Annotated in this window: 2 protein-coding genes; both read left to right on the top strand. The window is 66.5% G+C overall.

Annotation, left to right across the window (positions count from 1 at the left end; translation table 11 throughout):
* Positions 1 to 255 precede the first annotated feature (255 nt).
* Positions 256 to 1,917, top strand: a complete 1,662-nt coding sequence (abc-f, locus tag DBR22_RS17185; protein ID WP_108600020.1) for a ribosomal protection-like ABC-F family protein — start codon at positions 256 to 258, stop codon at positions 1,915 to 1,917.
* Positions 1,914 to 2,775, top strand: an 862-nt coding sequence (locus DBR22_RS24680) for an ABC transporter transmembrane domain-containing protein (protein WP_258229264.1), incomplete at its 3' end; no start/stop codon positions are given. The genes abc-f and DBR22_RS24680, both read left to right, overlap by 4 nt.

Genomic DNA, 2,775 nt, shown 5'->3' with positions numbered 1-2,775 from the left:
GGCATTAAGGGCTCTCTGCAGAACGGATGATTGACTTGATTTTAGCCTGAATCCGGGGTGCGGTTTGGTGCGGCGTGAAGAGTCGACTATGCTTGATGGTCGAGCCCGTTGGTCCGTACACCCCCCAAGTCCGGACCGGCGGGCTCTTTAGTGCCCCGGCACTTTGCGGAGCGCCGAGCTGCGGGAATACCCGCATTCCAGGCGGATTCACGCGGCTCCTCCAGCCCGGCGGCAGTGAGAGGAAAGACCCAAACCATGACTGCAACCCTTGTTGCCAAAGACCTTTCCGGTGGCCACGACCACCGCACCCTCTTCTCGAAGCTGTCCCTCACCGTGGCGCCGGGCGACGTGGTGGGCGTGGTGGGTGCCAACGGAGCCGGCAAGTCCACGCTGCTGCGGTTGCTGGCCGGTGTGGACGAACCACAGGGCGGCACCGTGAGCCTTGCGCCTTCGGACGCCTTCGTGGGATGGCTGCCCCAGGAACACGAACGCGTGGCGGGGGAGACGGTGGCCGGCTACATCGCACGCCGGACCGGCTGCGCCCACGCCACCGCCGAGATGGAGTCCACCGCCGAGGCGCTGGGCTCGGGCGCTCCCGGCGCCGACGACGCCTACTCCCTGGCCTTTGACCGCTGGATGGCTTCCGGGGCCGCCGACCTCGATGAACGCATTCCGGCGGTCCTTGCCGATCTCGGACTGGAGACCGGTGCCGATGCCCCTATGACAGGGCTGTCCGGCGGCCAGGCTGCCCGGGTGGCCCTGGCTGCACTGCTGCTCAGCCGCTTCGACATCGTCCTGCTGGACGAGCCCACCAACGATCTTGACCTCGCCGGCCTGGCCAAACTGGAAGCCTTTGTCCAGGGCCTGCGCGGTGGTGTTGTCCTGGTGTCCCATGACCGTGAGTTCCTGGCCCGCTGCGTGACCACCATCGTGGAGCTGGACCTCGCCCAGAATTCCGTGGCCGTGTACGACGGCGGCTACGAGGCATTCCTTGAAGAGCGCGCCGTTGCGCGCCGGCACGCCCGCGAAAAGTTCGAGGAGTTCGCCTCCACCAAGGCTGACCTCGTCTCCCGGGCGCGCACCCAGCGCGAATGGAGCTCACAGGGCGTACGGAACGCCATGAAAAAGAGCCCGGACAACGACAAGATCCGCCGGGCCGCCAGCACCGAATCCTCAGAGAAGCAGGCGCAGAAGGTCCGGCAGATGGAATCCAGGATCGCCCGGCTGGACGTCGTGGAGGAACCGCGGAAGGAATGGCAGCTGCAGTTCACCATCGGCCAGGCTCCGCGGTCCAGCGCCGTCGTGGCAACGCTGCGTGACGCCGTCGTGAAGCAGGGAAACTTCACGCTTGGCCCGGTCAACCTTCAGCTCAACGCGGGGGAGCGGATCGGCATCACCGGCCCCAACGGGGCGGGAAAATCGACATTGCTCCGCCTGCTGCTGGGCGTCCAGGAGCCTGACTCCGGAAATGCGGCCATGGGCGCCTCCGTGGCCATTGGCGAAATCGACCAGGCCCGCGGCCTGCTGGCCGGGCACCTCAGCCTGGGTGACGCCGTTGAAGCCGTCCTCACTGACCTGACGCCCGCAGAGGTCCGAACCCTGCTGGCCAAGTTCGGCCTGAAGGCTGACCACACTGCGCGTCCGGTCGATTCGCTCTCGCCCGGGGAGCGCACCCGGGCAGCGTTGGCACTGCTGCAGGCACGCGGGGTCAACCTGCTGGTCCTGGACGAGCCCACCAACCACCTTGACCTGCCCGCCATTGAGCAGCTGGAAGAGGCCCTGGGAAGTTATGACGGCGCTTTGCTGTTAGTAACCCATGACCGGAGACTGCTCGAAAACGTCGAGCTCGATGTCCGCTGGAATGTTGAAAACGGGATGGTAACTGAATTGATGACCGCAACGGAGCAGCCGCGATGAGCATGGATGGCGTCGCCTGGCACTCCCTGTACAACATTTCCCGGGCCAAGAACGGCTCCAAGCCCTTCTCCAAGGCCACCCTGAAACGGGTCCTGGGCTTCGCCCGGCCGCACCGGACAAAACTGATCGCATTCGTGACGCTGTCCGTCGTGATGGCGTTCCTGGCCGTGGCAACGCCCGTCCTGGCCGGCCAGGTGGTGGACGCCATCGTTGCCAAGGCCGGCGCAGACCAGGTGATCCGGCTGGCATTGCTGATCGCGGTGGTCGCCGTGGCCGAAGCCGGCGTGGGGCTGGTCAGCCGGTGGCTGTCCTCCAACATCGGCGAAGGCGTCATTGTGGACCTCCGCACGAGGGTCTTTGACCATGTGCAGAAAATGCCCATCGCGTTCTTTACCCGGACCCGCACCGGTGCCCTCGTCAGCCGCCTCAACAACGACGTCATCGGCGCCCAATCCGCCTTTGCCGGCACCTTGTCCGGTGTGGTCAGCAACGTGGTGGCCCTGGTTCTGACGCTGATCGTGATGCTGGGAACCTCCTGGCAGGTCACCGTGCTGGCCATGATCCTGCTCCCGATCTTCCTGATCCCCGCCCGCCGGATGGGGTCCCGCCTCGCGGACCTCCGGCGCGAGGCGGCCGAGCACAACGCAGCCATGGGCACCCAGATGACCGAGCGCTTCTCCGCGCCGGGCGCCACCCTGGTCAAGCTGTTCGGCAGGCCGGACGAGGAATCCCGGGAATTCGCGGTCCGGGCCGGCCGCGTCCGCGACATCGGCGTCCGCACGGCCATGCTGCAGTTCACGTTTGTCACCGCACTCACCCTCGTCTCCGCCCTCGCACTGGCGCTGGTCTACGGCCTGG

Origin of the sequence: Arthrobacter sp. HMWF013 (genome assembly GCF_003061105.1) — a bacterium.
In the GTDB taxonomy this organism is placed as follows: domain Bacteria; phylum Actinomycetota; class Actinomycetes; order Actinomycetales; family Micrococcaceae; genus Arthrobacter.
Note: the sequence above shows the minus strand (reverse complement) of the source record. Positions and strands in the feature narration are given on the sequence as shown.

Bases quoted from the DNA above. Each gene is read 5' to 3' on its own strand.
- abc-f (WP_108600020.1), top strand. From the start codon at position 256: ATGACTGCAACCCTTGTTGCCAAAGACCTTTCCGGTGGCCACGACCAC.